Here is a 14,801-nt window from a genome sequence, read left to right as displayed (position 1 = left end):
ACTGAAGAGGCCTTTATCCATATTGCCAATAAGGGAATACTTGCCTCCATTATCCCCTTGCGGAGGCAGGCATGTCACATGAAATTCCGGGCACCAGACTGTTCGACGGCGAACTGGCCATGCGTGGCTACGCACTGAACAAAATGTGCTTTTCCTTCAATGACGCGGAGAACCGCGCCGCATTCCTGGCCGATGAAGACGCCTACTGTACGCGCTACGGCCTGAACGAAGCGCAGCGCGCCGCCATCCGCAACCGCAACGTGCTGCAACTGATAGATGCGGGCGGCAATGTCTACTACCTGGCCAAGTTCGCCGGCATCCTGAAACTGGACGTGCAGGACCTCGGCGCGCAGCAGACCGGCATGACCAAGGATGCCTTCAAGGCCAAGCTGCTGGCCTACGCCAAGGATTGAACCCGGCCCGGGACAGACATACAGAACAAGGATATTCATCATGGCTACCATCGTCGGCGGCATTCTCACTTCCCATGTTCCAGCCATCGGCCGCGCCATCGCGCTGGAACTGCAGCAAGACCCCTACTGGAAACCTTTCTTCGACGGTTTTCCGCCAGTGCGGGAATGGCTGGCACGCCAGCGTCCCGATGTCGTCGTCGTGTTCTACAACGACCACGGACTGAACTTTTTCCTCGACAAAATGCCGACCTTCGCCATCGGCGCAGCGCCCAGCTACAGCAATGCGGACGAAGGCTGGGGCATCCCGCAAGTCCCGGCATTCAAGAGTGAGCAAACGCTGTCGTGGCACCTGATCGAAGCGTTGGTGGCCCATGAGTTCGACCCGGTCACCTGTCAGGAAATGCTGGTGGACCACGCGTTCACGCTGCCCATGGCCCTGCTCTGGCCGGACCAGCAGTGGCCTGTGACGGTCGTGCCGGTGAATATCAACACCGTGCAGTTTCCCCTGCCGTCCGCCAAGCGCTGCTACGACCTGGGCGCCACCATCGGCCAGGCAGTGCGCAACTGGGACAGCAGCAAGCGGGTGGCCTTCCTGGGCACCGGCGGCCTGTCGCACCAGCTCGACGGCGAGCGCGCCGGCTTCATCAACAAGAACTTCGACCTGGAATTCATGGACAGCCTGGTCAAGGAGCCGCGCTGGGCCACGCAGTTCAGCATCCATCAATTGGTCGAACTCGCGGGCACGCAAGGGATCGAACTGCTGATGTGGCTGGCCACCCGTGGCGCGCTGGGCGAGCACGTGCGCGAAGTCCACCGCAACTATCACATCCCGATTTCCAACACCGCATCCGGCGTACAGCTGCTGGAGCCTGTTGCCTGAGTTTCATCGCCTGATGCCTCCTCATCCGGCCCCAGGCCAGCCATGGCCTGGTTTTTCGCCAGACGCGCACGTGTCTGGCATTTTTTTTGCCCGGCCAGCCGCCCGCCAATAATGTCCACACCCGCTGTGAACAACCCTGTTGGCAGCCCTTGCACAGCCACGGAAAACCCAATGGCATCAAGGCACTGCAACACACCGATCAAAAATTGAGCAGAGACGCACGCCTCGCCTGTGCGCCGGCTACTCCGCAAACACATCCGTGATCAGGCGCCGGAACCAGACATTCCTGGGGTCCTGCTGGAAGCGGGCGTGCCAGTATTGCTTCAGGTCGTAGCGGGCAATGTCTATCGGCGGCTCGATGGTCTGCACATTGACGCTGTGCGCGTACAGATCCGCCACCGTGCGCGGCAGCACCACGATTAGGTCGGACTGCTCGATGAGCGAAGGCACACTCATGTAGTGCGCCGTCTTCAGTACAACGTTCAACCTGACGCCGGTCCCGGCCAGGTAAGCATCGAACATTTCCTGGCGCCGGCTGCCGTCGCGCACCTGCAGGTGGTCGGCTGCACAGAAATCCTCCAGCGACAGGCGCTCGCCGGCCAACGGATGGCCTTCGCGCAACATGCAGGTCAAGTCATGCGAAAACAGGCGCTGCTGATATATGTGCGGGTCGGTCAGGTCCGGGAAATAGCCCAGCACCGCGTCCACCTTGCCGTCGTGCAGGTTTTCCGTCAGGGCGTCGGGGTCCAGGCTGATGGTACGCAGCCTGGCCTTGGGCGCGACGCGCCGCAGGCGCTCGAACAAGGCAGGCAGGAAGACGATTTCGCCTACCTCGCTCAGGCACAGCACGAATTCATGCTCGGTCCGAGATGGGTCGAACTGGGGGCCGCGCAGGATGTCGCGGTCGATGATTTCCAGCACTTCGCGGGTGCGCCCAATCACGCCCAGCGCCCTGGGCGTGGCTTCCATGCGTGCGCCCGAACGGATGAACAGAGGGTCGCCCAGCGAGAGGCGCAGGCGCGCCAGCGCCGCACTTGCGGCAGGCTGGCTGATGCCCAATTGCTTGGCCGCTGCCGTCACATTGCCCGTTTCATAAATGGCGAGCAACACCCGGAGCAGGTTGAGATCGGTGCGGGGAACCATAAGCAAATCAAATAGTGCGAATAAACAGAAGTGGCTTTTCTGATTAGAAGGCAACTGCCAGAATGAGTCCACTAAAAAAAGCAATCAAGGAGCAGACAAATGATCAATCTGCACGACATCCGTTATGTCCGCCTTGGCACAAAAAATCTCGGAGACGCACGCCGCTATGCAACCGAAATCCTCGGTTTGCAAGTTGCCCGGGAGGCCAATGGCGCGATTTACTTCCGGTCCGACGACCGCGACCATACGCTGTGCTACTACGAAGGCGACCCCAACGAAACCACCACGGCTTTCGAAGTCACCTCGCCTGAAGAACTGGAAAGCGCCGCCGTCCTGCTGGAACAGAACAAGTTCCACGTCGTGCATGGCTCGCGTGCAGATGCGGAAGTCCGCTACGTCGATGACCTGATCCGCTTCCAGGACCCCAGCGGCAACAATATCGAACTGGTACTGCGCCCGCAGGCCAGCGGCCGCCGTTATTTCGCCAGCCGCGACGCAGGCATCACCGGCTTCAGCCATATCGGCCTGCGCACGCTGGACGCCCGCCGCGACGAGCAATTCTGGACCGGCCTGGCCAGCGCCCGCGTCAGCGACCGCATCGGCGAAGCGCCTTTGCTGCGCATCGACGAAGTACACCACAAGATCGCCCTGTTCCCCTCCAAGCACGCGGGCGTGCAACATATCAATCACCAGGTCGAAAGCATCGACGACGTGATGCGCGCCTACTATTTCCTGCTATCGCGCGGCGTCAAGATACTCTTCGGGCCGGGCCGCCACCCGACCTCGGGCGCGGTGTTCCTGTACTTCGAAGGCCCGGACGGCATGACCTACGAATACTCCACCGGGGTCAGCCACATCAGCCCGGAACAGGAAGCCACGCACCAGCCGCGCCAATTCCCCGGCATTCCGGAATCCTTCTGCATGTGGGGCGCGAAGCCCGACATCCCGGAGTTCCGGTCATGAGCGCGCAGCCCGCCGCGACTGCGCTCCAGCAACGTGAAGTCCGCATGGCGGCGCGCGCCCTGTCGCGCGCCGGCCTGGCCCATGCCTACGGCCATTGCAGCCTGCGCCTGGATGCCGATCATTTTCTGGTCTGCGCCGCCAAGCCCATGGGCCTGATCCTGCCGGACGATGCGGGCACCGTGGTGCCCGTCCGCGGTGAACTGCCCGAAGGGGTGCTCGGTGAAGTCCGCATCCACCAGCAGATCTACCAGCGCCGCGCCGATATCGGCGCCGTGATCCGCAGCATGCCGCCGCAGCTCATGGCCCTGTCCTGTGCCGGCCTGACGCCGCAACCGCGTCATGGCATGGGCACGTATTTCCAGCCCGGCATCCCGCTCTGGGACGATGTGCAACTGCTGCGCACCGATGAACAGGCCAGTGCGCTGGGCGAACTGTTCGGCCAGGGCAAGGCGCTTGCCATGCGCGGCAATGGCGCCATCGTCGCCGGGGATTCGCTGGTCGAGGCCCTGACGCTGACCTGGTACCTGGAAGATGCTGCCCGCATTGAACTGGCGCTGCGCAGCGCCGGCCTGGAACAAGGCCGACCGGCCCTGGACGCCCGGACCTGCGAGCAACGTGCGACCCGCAATGGCCGGATCTACGAACGCATGTGGGACTACCTCACGGTGGGCGACCCCGAAGCGGCCTGACGCGCCGCCACACGCCATGCCGGCCCGGGTTGCGCACCCGCCTCCGGCAATGGCCTGAATCCATAGATAAGCAACACAAAGGAATACAGTATGTCTGCCAAAGAATTCCGTCACTTCATCAACGGCGAATGGGTTTCCAGCCCTCGCACCTTCGAGAACCGCAATCCTGCCGACAACAGCCTGGTTGGCATGGTGCATGAAGCCGGCGAACAGGAAGTCGATGCCGCCGTGCGTGCCGCCCGCGCCGCGCTGCGCGGCCCCTGGGGCAAGATGACGGTCGCGCAGCGCATGGAGCTGTTGCACAAGGTGGCCGACGGCATCCTGCGCCGCCAGGACGAATTCCTGGCCGCCGAAGTGGCCGATACCGGCAAGCCGGTGCACCTGGCCGGCCACCTGGACATTCCGCGCGGCGCGGCGAACTTCAAGGTCTTCGCCGACCTGATGAAGAACGTGCCGACCGAAAGCTTCATGATGGACACGCCTGACGGCGGCAAGGCCGTGAACTATGCCGTGCGCGCGCCTCGCGGTGTGATCGCCGTGGTCTGTCCGTGGAACCTGCCGCTGTTGCTGATGACCTGGAAGGTCGGCCCGGCGCTGGCCTGCGGCAATACCGTGGTCGTGAAACCCTCGGAAGAAACGCCGGCCACCGCCACGCTGCTGGGCGAAGTCATGAACGAAGCCGGTGTCCCGCCGGGCGTCTATAACGTGGTGCATGGTTTCGGCGGCGATTCCGCCGGCTCCTTCCTGACGGCGCATCCGGACGTCGATGGCGTGACCTTCACCGGTGAAACCCGCACCGGCGAAATCATTACCAAGGCTGCGGCCAAGGGCATTCGTCCGGTGTCGCTCGAATTGGGCGGCAAGAATGCCGGTATCGTATTCGCCGACGCCGACCTGGAAAAAACCATCAAGGGCCTGGGCCGCGCCGTGTTCGAAAACAGCGGCCAGGTCTGCCTGGGCACCGAGCGCATCTACGTGCAGCGCCCGCTGTTCGATCGCTTCGTCGCTGAGTTCAAGGCCTACGCCGCCAGCATCCGCATTGGCGACCCGCAGCACCACGATACCCAGATGGGCCCGGTCATTTCGCTGGGACACCGCGAAAAGATCCTGTCCTACTGCCGCCAGGCCGTTGCCGACGGCGCCACCGTCGTCCACGGCGGCAAGATTCCCGACATGCCTGCGCACCTGGCCGAAGGCGCCTGGTTCGAGCCCACCATCTGGACCGGTCTGGCCGAATCCTCGGCCGTCGTGCGCGAAGAAATTTTCGGGCCATGCTGCCATATCGCCCCCTTCGACACCGAGGAAGAAGTGGTTGCACTGGCCAACGACACGCCGTATGGCCTGGCCGCCAGCGTCTGGACCACGGACCTGCAGGTGGCGCACCGTATGGGCAGCGCACTGGAAGTCGGCGTGTGCTGGATCAATTCCTGGTTCCTGCGCGACCTGCGTACCGCCTTCGGCGGCGCCAAGCAATCCGGCATCGGCCGTGAAGGCGGCGTGCATTCGCTGGAGTTCTACACCGAACTGCGCAACGTCTGCGTGCGCCTGTGAGCCCGGCATGCTGAACCCCCAACACATCCAGACCCTGGGCCAGGAACTGCATGAAGCGCTGGCCCGCCGCCAGCCCGTGGCGCCGCTGACCGAATCGCATCCGGACATGACGCTGGCGCAGGCCTATGAAATCCAGCAGGCCATGCTGGCGCCGCGCCTGGCGGCCGGCGCCCGTATCGTCGGCAAGAAAATCGGCGTGACCAGCAAGGTGGTCATGGACATGCTGAAAGTCGACCAGCCGGATTTCGGCATGCTGCTGTCGGACATGCTGTACGCCGATGGCGCCAGCATTGCCGCCAGCGACCTGATCGCGCCCAAGGCCGAAGGCGAAATCGCCTTCGTGCTCAAGCATGCGCTGCGCGGCCCCGGCATTACCGTGGCCGACGTGCTGCGCGCCACGGCCTATGTCATGCCCTGCTTTGAAATCGTCGATTCGCGCATCCGCGACTGGAAGATCAAGATCCAGGACACCGTGGCCGACAACGCTTCCGCCGGCGTCTTCGTGCTGGGCGACCGTGGCGCTGACCCGCGCGATGTGGACCTGGCCTGCGTCGGCATGACGCTGGAAAAGAACGGTGAGGTCGTCGCCACCGGCGCAGGCGCGGCCGCGCTGGGCCATCCGGCCAATGCCGTGGCCTGGCTCGCCAACACGCTGGGCCAGCTGGGCATCGCGCTGGAACCGGGTGAAGTCATCCTGTCCGGTTCGCTGGCCGCCATGGTGCCGGTGCAGGCCGGCGACCACCTGCGCATCAGTCTGGGCGGCATAGGCTCGGCCTCCGTCCGCTTTGCTTGAAGGAATGCATCATGAAATTATCCGCTGACACCATTGCCCAACTGGCTGAACACCTGGAACAGGCCGAGCTGACGCGCACCGAAGTCGCGAAAATTACCGAAACCCATCCCGACATGGACTGGGACGACGCCTACGCCATCCAGAACGCTATCCGCCAGCGCAAGGAAGCGCGCGGGGTACGCATCGCCGGCCTGAAAATGGGCCTGACCTCCTTTGCCAAAATGCGGCAAATGGGCGTGACCGAGCCCATCCATGGCTTCCTGACCGACTATGGCTCCTGCCTGGAAGGCTCGGCCATTGATGTCGATACCCTGATCCACCCCAAGGTCGAAGCAGAAATCGCCTTTGTCCTGAAGCACCCGCTCAAGGGGCCGGGCTGTCATATCGGTGACGTGCTGGCTGCGACCGACTTCGTGCTGCCCGCCGTGGAAGTGATCGACTCGCGCTACAAGAACTTCAATTTCGACCTGAAGAGCGTCATTGCCGACAACACGTCCTCGGCGCGTTTCGTGACCGGCGGCCAGATGGCCGGTGTCGAAGGCCTGGACCTGAAATGCCTGGGCGTCGTGCTGGAAAAGAACGGCGAAGTGGTTGCCACCGGCGCCGGCGCCGCCGTGCTGGGCCATCCGGCGCAGAGCGTCGCGATGCTGGCCAACATGCTGGGCGCGCAAGGCCGAGAAATTCCGGCCGGCACCTTCATCATGACCGGCGGCATCACCGAAGCCATCACCGTTGCCGCAGGCGACTGCATCACGGTGCGCTACCAGCACCTGGGCAGCGTTTCCATGCGCTTCGTGTCCGGCAAGCAGGCCTGAGCGGAGCACAGCCATGCCCATCGCCATGATCCATATCGCGGCCGGCCGCAGTGAGGAAACCAAGCGCGCGTTGCTGAGCAACGTGACCGAGGCCATCGCTCGCAGCCTGGACGCGCCCGTGGCCAGTGTCCGGGTGCTGCTGCAGGAAGTGCCGGAAACGCACTGGGCCTCCGGCGGTGTGACGCTGGCTGAACGCCGCCAGCCCGGCGCCTGATCAGAAACCTCCCACTTTCAGGAAAAGTCGAACCGGAAATAAGATTCGCCACCCATCATTTGCCCTGCGCACTCGGCTCCGGCCCCGGACTGCGCCGCGCCGGGCAGGTGGACGTTCCAGGCCTGGAACCCTGGAACGTTTTTGCCAGGCCCGGCCGCTGCCTCCGTGCAGCGGCCGGGCTGGCATGTTTGTCCCGCAACGCCGCCCGTGGCCTGCAGGATGCCGATGCAAAGCAGTCGCAGTACCTGAAACCCAGAAAACCCCTGCGCCCGATACGACAGGTGGTAAAAAAAACCGAGCAATGAGGAGACAACATGAACCAGAAAACCGCCAGAATCGGCGATATCATCGACAACGCCAGGATATCGCCGTTCCAGATCATCATTCTTACCCTGTGTTTCCTGATCGTCCTGGTGGACGGTTTCGACACTGCGGTCATCGGCTATATCGCCCCTTCGCTGCGTGAAGAATGGGGCCTGGAAGCCTCGCAACTATCCCCTGCCTTCGGTGCCGGGCTGATCGGCCTGATGGTCGGCAGCCTGATTTTCGGGCCTGTCGCCGATGCCATCGGCCGCAAGCGCGTGCTGCTGGTGTCCGTGCTGGTCTTCGGCCTGGGCACGCTGGCCACGGCCTACGCCCATTCGATCGAATCCCTGACCGTCCTGCGCTTTCTGACGGGTATCGGCCTGGGCGGTGCGATGCCCACCTGCATCACGCTCAGCTCCGAGTACTCGCCGGCGCGCCGCCGCATGATCATGGTAACCCTCAGCTGGAGCGGCTTCACCGCCGGCCTGGCGCTGGGAGGCCTGCTTGCCGGGCAAATCATTCCCGCCTACGGCTGGCGCGGCGTGCTGATTTTCGGCGGCGCTGTGCCCCTGCTGATGCTGCCCCTGCTGGCCTGGCTGATGCCCGAATCGGTGCGCTTCATGGCCTCCAGCCCCAAGCACGCCGACGCCCTGCACAAAGTCGTGCAGCGCATTACCGGCAAGCCCTGGACCGGCGTCACCATCCTGGACGACGAGCGCCCCGCGCAAAGCCGTTCCCCGGTCAGCAACCTGTTCGCCGAAGGCCGCACGGTGCAGACCTTGCTGCTATGGGTCGCTTTCTTCTGCTCGCTGTTCGTGTTCTATCTGCTGACGAGCTGGCTGCCCACCATCCTCAAGGATGCCGGCTATGACATCGCCCACGCCTCGCGTGTCGGCGCCATGGTACCGCTGGGCGGCACGGTAGGCGCCATCCTGATGGCCCTGCTGATGGACCGCGTCGGCCCCTATCGCGTGCTGGCCCTGTCGTATCTGGGCGCGGCCGTCATCATCGCCCTGACCGGCTATATGATGGGTGATATCTATCAACTGGCCGCCGCTGTCTTCCTGATCGGTTTCGGCGTCGCCGGCGCCCAGAACGGCCTGAACCTGGTATCGGCAACGATCTACCCGACGTCCGCACGCGTGACCGGCGTCAGTTACGCCATGGCCAATGGCCGCTTCGGCTCCATCGTCGGTTCCATGCTGGGCGCCTGGATGATCGCTTCGGCCGGTTCGTCGCAAGTCTTCTTCCACTGGCTCGCCCTGCCGGTATTGATCGGTTCGGCTGCCATTTTCATCCTGTATCGCATGAGCCTGGCACGCCAGCGCAGCGCACCGGCCGCCATCCCCGCCACCAACGCCTGACCGGATTTCCGGGGCGGCAGGCTCGCGCCGCCCCCGTTCATCCGCCGTTCCTCCTGCTGTCCGCCGGCCCAGGCCGGCGGCCTGCCAGCTACCGCGTGCCAGTATCCCCCTGCCCGCGACTCTCCCTTCATTGCCCCGGCTCCTGCCCGCCAGCCCTGCTGCTGCGGGCGTTTCGCACTTATTGCCACGGTTTTCTTCTATATAACAACACGATACTAAGCGGCCCTAGGGAAAACCCTTGCACCATTTCAGGGTTTTCCCTATAATTCGTTTCAAGGGTTTTCCCTAGGTCATATAGAAGTTCGTCTTCTTATGACACATCACAAACAATAAGGAGCCGCCACCATGACCAAGCAAACCAACACCAACCTGTATTCCGACATCCGCATGACCGACTCGCTCGAACGCGAGCTGCTGCAACGTGCCATGCGTGATGAAATCGACGCCCAACGCGCCGAAGCCATGCGCGCCACCTTCCGCGCCATCAGCAAGGGTATGAACCGCGCATTCAAGGGCGTGTTCAACACCATCGTCGAAGCCCGCAAGCATCAAGCCCGTGCCGCTCTGCGCAGCACCATGGCCCGTTCGGCCAACCTGCACGGCAAAGCAGTCTGATTTCGCGCGGCTCCTTGCAGTACCTGCCCGCAGCAGGCCATGCTGCGGCAGCGCACCCTCTCCGATAGCGCTGTCTGATGCAGGGTCCGTGCGGTAAAAAAAACCCGGCTTTCCTTGGAAGCCGGGTTTTTTCATGCCTGCCGGAACAGCCTGGCAAGATGCTGCCACCTGCACTGAGGCGGCACTCAGGCAGCGATGCCTCCTGCCCGGGCATGGCGCGCGCCATAGCGCGCCGCCAGCCGGTTGGCCGCCATTTCCAGTGCCGAGCACAGCAGGAAATAGATAAAGGCCACAAACAGATAGATTTCCAGCGGATAAATCATCGTACGGTTGCTCACCTGCGTGGCCACAAAGGATAGTTCTGCCACGCCAACGACATAGGCCAGCGAAGTATCCTTGATCAAGGCCACCCACTGGTTGATGAAAGACGGCGCCATGATCGGCAATGCCTGCGGCAGTACCACGAATCGCAGGGTTTCCCACAGGCTCAAGCCCAACGAACGCGACGCTTCCCACTGGCCGGCCGGCAGGCTGCGTATGCCTGCCGCCACCGAATGCGCCAGATAGGCGCCGCCGATCAGCGACAAGGCGGCGACCACCGTCACCAGCTTGGGAATATCCACGTCGAACAGCATGGGCAGCAGGAAATACACCCAGAAGATCAGCATCAGCACGGGAATTGCGCGCAGGAAACCGATCACCAGCGTCAACAGCCCATGCAGCGGCCCGCGCCCCAGGGCCAGCGCCATGCCCAGGAACAGCCCCAGTACGCTGGCCACCACGCCCGACAGCAGGCTGAGCAGCAAGGTCAGCAACAGCCCCCCCAGCGGCCCATAGGGATAGGCTCCCACCAGGAAATACAACCAGTTGTTGGCAATGACGCTGAAATCCATGCTTTATCCATTGACCCGCCACGCCCGCACCGGCGGGCAAGACAGGCTAGCTCAATAACCCCGGGTGAAATCCACTGCGCCGCGCAGCGGCTCGCCGGCCTCGAAACGGCGCAGGTTCTCCAGGAACACAGGCGCCAGCAAGGCAGGCAGCGTCGGTCCCGCGCTATGACCGGTCAGCCATAGCCTGGGCGCACGCCGGAATGGATGTGCAGCTGGCGGGGGTTCCTCGCGGCAGACATCTATCGCTGCCGCGCCCAGGTGTCCGCGTTCCAGGGCCTGAACCAGATCCGGCTCGACCACCGCCACGCCACGCCCCATATTGATAAACAGCGACCCCTCGGGCAATGCGGCAAAAAATGGCGCATCGTAGATGTCGCGGGTCTGCGGTGTATCCGGCAGAATATTGATGAACACATCGGCCCAGGCCGCAGCGCTGCCCAGCGCATCCAGGCCATATACCTGCGCAAAGCCCGGCAAGGGCCGGGCCTGGCGCGCCAGGCCTCGCAGCGCCACGCCGAAAGGCGCCAGCAGGCGGGCCACGTCCTGGCCTATGACCCCGGCGCCTGCCACCAGCACCCGCAGACCCGCCAGGGTCCCGGGCGCAGGCCCGTCCCAATCGCCGCGCCGCTGCGCACCAGCCCAGGCGAACACCTGGCGGCGCCAGGCCAGCATGTAGGTCAGCGCATACTCCGCCATCAACTGGCCAAATACCCCCACGGCACGGCTGACGAGCGCTGGCTGCGGCACGCCGGCGGAGAACAGCGGCTCTATGCCGGCGGAAGTGGTCTGCAACCATCGCGGCGGCGCCTGCCTGGCCAGCAGGTCGACCGCCAGGCTGCAACTGGCCAGCCAGATGGCCGATGCCGAGGCCGCCTCCGCCACGTCCGGCCCAGCCGGCGATTCGTGCGCGTGCAGCCTGGCATTGGGCAGGGCTGCCGCCAGCAGGTCGCGGTACTGCCGCGCATTGCGGTCCAGGATCAGGATATCGCCCTGGAACGCCTGGAGGCCCGGAGTGCCGTGATGATTCATGTCTTCAGCCTGTAACGGTGCTGCATCCAGTAACCCACCGCCTCAATCACGGCGATGATCGCGATATACAACAAAGTGGCCACCCCGAAAGCCTGGAAGGTCTTGAAGGTTTCCGTTTCCACCTGGCGCGAGGCATACGACAGTTCCGCCAGGCCTATTGCCATGGTCAGGGATGAATTCTTGACTGCATTCATGTACTGCCCCAGCAAGGGCGGCAGTGAAATGCGGAAAGCCTGTGGCAGTACGATCTGGCGCCAGATGTCGCGCCCCGGCAGCCCCAGCGCGCGCCCGGCTTCCCACTGGCCGGCCGGCACCGCCTGGATGCCCGCGCGCAGCTCTTCGGCAATGAAGGCAGTGGTATAGAGCGTCAGCCCCCACCAGCCCGCCAGGAACTCGAAGCTCGGCCATTGCACGCCAAAAACCCCGAACTCGAAGCGGTGCACGCTGTTGAGCCAAAGCATCCAGGATTGCGGCAACAGCGCCGAAACGCCGAAATACCAGAAAAACAGCTGCACCAGCAGCGGCGTATTGCGAAAGAAGCTCAGCCCCAGCGACACCGGCAGGCGCACGGCGCGCCAGCGCGAATAGCGCGCCAGGCACAGCACCGCGCCCAGCACGGTCGCGGCCACGCAGGCCATCAAGGACAACAGCAGCGTGACCTTGAAGCCCTCAAAGAGCCAATCGAGATATTTTGGCGCAAGCCAGTCTGCAAACATGGGCGATGACAATCATGCGGCCCGCTCGCCCATCAGGGCAGGGGCCAGGTAGGAACCGGAGCGCAGCATGCGCGCTGCGGCATTGTACCGGCAGTCCCTGCCTGCTCCGGTCTTCTGCCGCTCAATCACGACAGGCCCGGACAGTCGGTGCCGTCCGGGCCTGTCAGCGCCCTGCGCGGCGCCGGACGGCGCCGTGCAGGGCGAGTCGCTGAAGTCAGCGCGCGCTCAGGGCTGGGCCTTGTCGCCGATGCGATAGATGCGAGCCAACGGCGTTTTGGTGTCGGGACCGAACCAGGCGTCATAGATTTGCTGCGCCTTGCCCGACTGTTCCAGTTCCACCAGCGTTTCGTCCACGAACGCCTTCAAGGCCGTTTCGCCCTTGGGGATACCCACGCCGATCAGATCGCTGGAAATGGCAAATGCCGGAATTTCCCAGGTGTCCTTGTCCGGCACGTTGGCCAGCAGGCCGATCAGCTTGGGACCGTCCTGGGTAATGGCCTGGACGTTGCCATTACGCAATGCGGTGAATGCGAAGGGGGTATCGTCGTAGGCCACGATGGTGGCGCCGGGATACTTTTCACGCAGCACGATTTCATTGACCGTGCCCTTGTCGACACCGACGCGCAGGGAATTCAGTTGCTCGGGCGAGGTCAGCGTTCCCTTGCGGGCGATGAACTGGGTACCGGAAGCAAAGTACGGAATGCTGAAATCCACCTGCTTGGCGCGCTCTTCGGTAATGGTGAAGTTAGCCAGCACCAGGTCGACCTTATTGGAAGTCAGCAGGGGCACCCGGTTGGCGGGGTTGGTCGGCACGATTTCCAGCTTCACGCCCAGTTTGTCCGCGAAAGCCTTGCCGAAATCCACATCCAGCCCGGAGATCTGGCGGCTCTTTTCGTCCACGAAGCCGAACGGCGGGTTGCTGTCAAAAGCAGCGACCTTCAGGACACCGGCCTTTTTGATGTCATCGAGGCGGTCCGCATGCGCCAGGCCCGCAACCAGGGCCAGGGACAGCGCAGCCACGGCTTTCAAAGTCTTCTTCATCTCAATCTGCTCCAAAGTTGCGCCATGAGCTCGCTGGGGAAAACCCGCAGGGCTTGGCATGGGTGTTATCTAACCACGGCTTTTTAAAACCAGGATATACAGAATTTATTATTACTTATTCTTTATGGAAATAAGAAAGCCGGCACCGGGCGCGCAACCGCGCAGCCGCTGGCACGGCGCCTGTCAGGTGCTGGAATGCTGCATAGAGACTGGCTATCGCGTCGATTGCCGTCTCCTATGGCGCGGCCTGGTGGCCGCAGATTCCGCGCCCGACCACCACAACCTGGTGCCCCCGGGCCGTTGCTTGCCAGGACATGGCCGGCACAAAAAAGCCGCAGCGGTAGCTGCGGCTTTTTTGTGCCGGGCACCGATGCGGTACAGGTTCGAGTACGGTGCCAATGCTGGTGCAGATGTGGGTGCAGGTGCAGTTACTTAGCCTGGTATCGGCGTCGGCAGGGGCCGGCCTTCCAGGTGCGCCTGCATATTGGCAAACACCAGATCGCTCATGGACTTGCGGGTCTGCGTGGTGGCGCTGGCCGAATGCGGAGTCAATACCACGTTCGGCAAGGCGCACAGCGCTTCCGGCACATTCGGCTCATGCGCATACACATCCAGCGCAGCGCCGCCCAGGCGGCCCTGCTGCAAGGCCGCGATCAGGGCATTTTCATCTACCACCGAACCGCGTGCGATGTTGATCAGGCGGCCATCCGGCCCCAACGCATCCAGCACTTCAGCACTGATCAGGCCGCGCGTGCTGGCGCCACCATAGGTACACACCACCAGAAAGTCGACTTCCTGCGCCAGCGCCACCAGGGACGGCTGGTAGCGCCAGCTGACATCCTCAGCCTGCCGCCGCGCGGTGTAGCTCACATCCATGGAAAAGGCCGCTGCCCGCGCCGCCACGGCGCGGCCGATACGTCCCATGCCGACGACGCCCAGCTTCTGCCCCGATACCTTGAACGACCAGGGGAACGGCCCTTCCTGCCAGCGTCGTGCCCGCACGAAGGCATCCGCCTCGACAACACGCCGCGCCTGCGCCAGCAACAACGCAAACGCCATATCGGCCACGTCGTCGGTCAGGACGTCTGGGGTATGGGTCACGGCAATGCCACGCGCTCGCGCAGCCGCTACATCCACGCCATCGTAGCCGACGCCAAATACCACGATCAGCTCCAGCTCGGGCAGTTGTTCCAGCAGTGACGCACGGATCGTGGATTCACCATTGGCAACCAGAATACGGACCTTGGCAGCGAATTCGCCCAGGGATCCCGGCGCGGCATCCTCACTGGCCCGGTGCACCTGGAAGTGGCGCTTCATCTGGTCTTCCAGGAAATGCGGCACGTAGGCCACCTGCAGGACATGCACGTCTTCCATCA

General features: G+C 63.5%; 16 protein-coding genes. 10 read left to right on the top strand and 6 right to left on the bottom strand.

Going from position 1 to position 14,801, the window contains the following annotated elements:
• Window positions 1-71: 71 nt before the first annotated feature.
• Together ACEW7X_RS01570 and ACEW7X_RS01565 are read left to right on the top strand one after the other, a co-directional pair.
• Window positions 72-413 (top strand): protocatechuate 4,5-dioxygenase subunit alpha, encoded by a 342-nt coding sequence (locus tag ACEW7X_RS01570; RefSeq protein WP_068371281.1) that lies wholly within the window; start codon window positions 72-74, stop codon window positions 411-413.
• Between the two features lie 40 nt (window positions 414-453).
• Complete coding sequence (locus ACEW7X_RS01565; protein ID WP_420177520.1) at window positions 454-1,293, top strand: class III extradiol dioxygenase family protein; 840 nt, start codon at window positions 454-456, stop codon at window positions 1,291-1,293.
• A gap of 240 nt (window positions 1,294-1,533) precedes the next feature.
• On the opposite strand, the gene ACEW7X_RS01560 is transcribed toward ACEW7X_RS01565, so the two are convergent.
• Window positions 1,534-2,436, bottom strand: coding sequence for a LysR family transcriptional regulator (locus ACEW7X_RS01560; RefSeq protein WP_068371288.1), 903 nt, complete (start codon window positions 2,434-2,436; stop codon window positions 1,534-1,536).
• Window positions 2,437-2,535: 99 nt separating this feature from the next.
• On the opposite strand from ACEW7X_RS01560, the gene ACEW7X_RS01555 reads away from it, so the two are divergent.
• The 8 genes from ACEW7X_RS01555 (at window position 2,536) to ACEW7X_RS01520 (ending at window position 9,746) form a co-directional block, all read left to right on the top strand.
• Complete coding sequence (locus ACEW7X_RS01555) at window positions 2,536-3,399, top strand: VOC family protein (protein WP_127773041.1); 864 nt, start codon at window positions 2,536-2,538, stop codon at window positions 3,397-3,399.
• On the top strand, window positions 3,396-4,088 hold the full coding sequence (locus tag ACEW7X_RS01550) for a class II aldolase/adducin family protein (RefSeq protein ID WP_253103090.1): 693 nt from the start codon (window positions 3,396-3,398) through the stop codon (window positions 4,086-4,088). The genes ACEW7X_RS01555 and ACEW7X_RS01550 overlap by 4 nt, the downstream gene beginning before the upstream one ends.
• A gap of 90 nt (window positions 4,089-4,178) precedes the next feature.
• A complete protein-coding gene (locus ACEW7X_RS01545) occupies window positions 4,179-5,639 on the top strand; it encodes a 2-hydroxymuconic semialdehyde dehydrogenase (RefSeq protein WP_068371295.1) in 1,461 nt (486 codons plus the stop codon).
• A 7-nt stretch (window positions 5,640-5,646) separates the two neighbouring features.
• Entirely contained in the window at window positions 5,647-6,432 is a 786-nt protein-coding gene (gene dmpE / locus ACEW7X_RS01540) for a 2-oxopent-4-enoate hydratase (RefSeq protein ID WP_068371296.1), read from the top strand.
• Window positions 6,433-6,443: 11 nt separating this feature from the next.
• A complete protein-coding gene (gene dmpH / locus ACEW7X_RS01535; protein WP_257741166.1) occupies window positions 6,444-7,247 on the top strand; it encodes a 2-oxo-3-hexenedioate decarboxylase in 804 nt (267 codons plus the stop codon).
• 13 nt (window positions 7,248-7,260) lie between these two features.
• Complete coding sequence (locus tag ACEW7X_RS01530; RefSeq protein WP_068371302.1) at window positions 7,261-7,461, top strand: 2-hydroxymuconate tautomerase family protein; 201 nt, start codon at window positions 7,261-7,263, stop codon at window positions 7,459-7,461.
• Between the two features lie 314 nt (window positions 7,462-7,775).
• Window positions 7,776-9,131, top strand: a complete 1,356-nt coding sequence (locus ACEW7X_RS01525; RefSeq protein WP_068371306.1) for an MFS transporter — start codon at window positions 7,776-7,778, stop codon at window positions 9,129-9,131.
• Window positions 9,132-9,476: 345 nt separating this feature from the next.
• Window positions 9,477-9,746, top strand: a complete 270-nt coding sequence (locus ACEW7X_RS01520) for a hypothetical protein (RefSeq protein WP_068371309.1) — start codon at window positions 9,477-9,479, stop codon at window positions 9,744-9,746.
• Window positions 9,747-9,931: 185 nt separating this feature from the next.
• Here ACEW7X_RS01520 and ACEW7X_RS01515 read toward each other — a convergent pair whose 3' ends face one another.
• From ACEW7X_RS01515 to ACEW7X_RS01495, 5 genes are all read right to left on the bottom strand, one after another.
• Window positions 9,932-10,639 (bottom strand): amino acid ABC transporter permease, encoded by a 708-nt coding sequence (locus ACEW7X_RS01515; RefSeq protein WP_134837969.1) that lies wholly within the window; start codon window positions 10,637-10,639, stop codon window positions 9,932-9,934.
• 51 nt (window positions 10,640-10,690) lie between these two features.
• Complete coding sequence (locus tag ACEW7X_RS01510) at window positions 10,691-11,668, bottom strand: D-2-hydroxyacid dehydrogenase (protein ID WP_420177519.1); 978 nt, start codon at window positions 11,666-11,668, stop codon at window positions 10,691-10,693.
• Window positions 11,665-12,384 (bottom strand): amino acid ABC transporter permease, encoded by a 720-nt coding sequence (locus tag ACEW7X_RS01505; RefSeq protein WP_068371319.1) that lies wholly within the window; start codon window positions 12,382-12,384, stop codon window positions 11,665-11,667. The genes ACEW7X_RS01510 and ACEW7X_RS01505 overlap by 4 nt, the downstream gene beginning before the upstream one ends.
• 225 nt (window positions 12,385-12,609) lie before the next feature.
• Window positions 12,610-13,425 (bottom strand): ABC transporter substrate-binding protein, encoded by an 816-nt coding sequence (locus tag ACEW7X_RS01500; protein WP_130487597.1) that lies wholly within the window; start codon window positions 13,423-13,425, stop codon window positions 12,610-12,612.
• A 432-nt stretch (window positions 13,426-13,857) separates the two neighbouring features.
• The gene (locus ACEW7X_RS01495; protein WP_257741160.1) at window positions 13,858-14,799 is read right to left on the bottom strand and encodes a 2-hydroxyacid dehydrogenase; all 942 of its coding nucleotides are present in this window, start codon (window positions 14,797-14,799) and stop codon (window positions 13,858-13,860) included.
• Window positions 14,800-14,801: the final 2 nt, after the last annotated feature.

The sequence above is a fragment of the Kerstersia gyiorum genome (genome assembly GCF_048595715.1).
GTDB lineage: Bacteria > Pseudomonadota > Gammaproteobacteria > Burkholderiales > Burkholderiaceae_B > Kerstersia > Kerstersia gyiorum.
Note: the sequence above shows the minus strand (reverse complement) of the source record. Positions and strands in the feature narration are given on the sequence as shown.

Coding starts and splice junctions, on each gene's coding strand:
- ACEW7X_RS01570 (WP_068371281.1), top strand. CDS start 72: ATGTCACATGAAATTCCGGGCACCAGACTGTTCGACGGCGAACTGGCC.
- ACEW7X_RS01565 (WP_420177520.1), top strand. CDS start 454: ATGGCTACCATCGTCGGCGGCATTCTCACTTCCCATGTTCCAGCCATC.
- ACEW7X_RS01560 (WP_068371288.1), bottom strand. CDS start 2,436: ATGGTTCCCCGCACCGATCTCAACCTGCTCCGGGTGTTGCTCGCCATT.
- ACEW7X_RS01555 (WP_127773041.1), top strand. CDS start 2,536: ATGATCAATCTGCACGACATCCGTTATGTCCGCCTTGGCACAAAAAAT.
- ACEW7X_RS01550 (WP_253103090.1), top strand. CDS start 3,396: ATGAGCGCGCAGCCCGCCGCGACTGCGCTCCAGCAACGTGAAGTCCGC.
- ACEW7X_RS01545 (WP_068371295.1), top strand. CDS start 4,179: ATGTCTGCCAAAGAATTCCGTCACTTCATCAACGGCGAATGGGTTTCC.
- dmpE (WP_068371296.1), top strand. CDS start 5,647: ATGCTGAACCCCCAACACATCCAGACCCTGGGCCAGGAACTGCATGAA.
- dmpH (WP_257741166.1), top strand. CDS start 6,444: ATGAAATTATCCGCTGACACCATTGCCCAACTGGCTGAACACCTGGAA.
- ACEW7X_RS01530 (WP_068371302.1), top strand. CDS start 7,261: ATGCCCATCGCCATGATCCATATCGCGGCCGGCCGCAGTGAGGAAACC.
- ACEW7X_RS01525 (WP_068371306.1), top strand. CDS start 7,776: ATGAACCAGAAAACCGCCAGAATCGGCGATATCATCGACAACGCCAGG.
- ACEW7X_RS01520 (WP_068371309.1), top strand. CDS start 9,477: ATGACCAAGCAAACCAACACCAACCTGTATTCCGACATCCGCATGACC.
- ACEW7X_RS01515 (WP_134837969.1), bottom strand. CDS start 10,639: ATGGATTTCAGCGTCATTGCCAACAACTGGTTGTATTTCCTGGTGGGA.
- ACEW7X_RS01510 (WP_420177519.1), bottom strand. CDS start 11,668: ATGAATCATCACGGCACTCCGGGCCTCCAGGCGTTCCAGGGCGATATC.
- ACEW7X_RS01505 (WP_068371319.1), bottom strand. CDS start 12,384: ATGTTTGCAGACTGGCTTGCGCCAAAATATCTCGATTGGCTCTTTGAG.
- ACEW7X_RS01500 (WP_130487597.1), bottom strand. CDS start 13,425: ATGAAGAAGACTTTGAAAGCCGTGGCTGCGCTGTCCCTGGCCCTGGTT.
- ACEW7X_RS01495 (WP_257741160.1), bottom strand. CDS start 14,799: ATGGAAGACGTGCATGTCCTGCAGGTGGCCTACGTGCCGCATTTCCTG.